Genomic DNA, 931 nt, shown 5'->3' with positions numbered 1-931 from the left:
TAGCAATACCGAAGTAGAGCGCGAAAGATAGCCCTACAAAAATAATATTAATGACATACTGACTCATGGCTTATTCCTCATCTACGCCGTATTGTTTATCCAACTTATTCATACGCCAAGCGTAGAAGAAAATTAAGATAATGAATATACCAATGGATCCTTGCTGCGCAAACCAGAAGCCTAAGTCAGCACCACCGAATTGAATTCCTGCAAGTAGCGGACGTAATAAAATAGCAAAGCCATAAGAACATAGAGCCCAGATAACAAGGCTACCTAAGATGAGACGGACATTGGCACGCCAATAACCGGATGGGTCGTTGTGGTTTTCCATAGGACAACTCCTTTTGCCTGACATAAATACAAGACTAATAATTGAGTTTTAATAAGTCATTATGGTTTAGCATATACTGTCTAAAGCTGTATCGTTTATAGCGAAAGAATAGAGCCACAGGGTACAAAAAACTAAAACAGAATGACCAATCAATATTATTAATCAAAAATTACCAACAACATGGATAAGCTTGAGGCGATTTCTTGTAACACTAAAATCTTATAAAGATATAATCACTGGTGCAATATCGCTGACAATGTAACGTAGCAACGTATCTTAGAGAACAGCGTAATTTAAAAATTCAAAGGAGGTTTATATAAATTAACACTCCGTCGTTTTTATCCAACCTTTTGAATATTCTGTTTGTTAAACTCTATTTGACTTGTATCTGAGGTAGATAAAGTTAACAATACAAATTTGATCATAAATAAGTTTATTATTGATTAAACAACATCACTGTAATCGTTATTTTTACACATATGTTTTACACTTGCCAAAACTAAAAATGTATATAAGAATTATAGACAACTACAAAATCTGTACATCTGTTATAAAAGTCAAATAACAATATTGTTATTATTAAACTGGTTAGTCATAAAC

The 931-nt window shown here is 33.0% G+C and carries 1 protein-coding gene; it reads right to left on the bottom strand.

The window, feature by feature from the left end; genetic code table 11:
• Positions 1-70: 70 nt before the first annotated feature.
• Complete coding sequence (locus ACS8FD_RS17725; RefSeq protein ID WP_299221704.1) at positions 71-331, bottom strand: DUF4212 domain-containing protein; 261 nt, start codon at positions 329-331, stop codon at positions 71-73.
• Positions 332-931: the final 600 nt, after the last annotated feature.

It is taken from the genome of Psychrobacter sp. 1U2, from assembly GCF_051847575.1.
The sequence above is the reverse complement of the archived record's forward strand: the minus strand, read 5'-3'. Positions and strand labels throughout refer to the sequence as shown.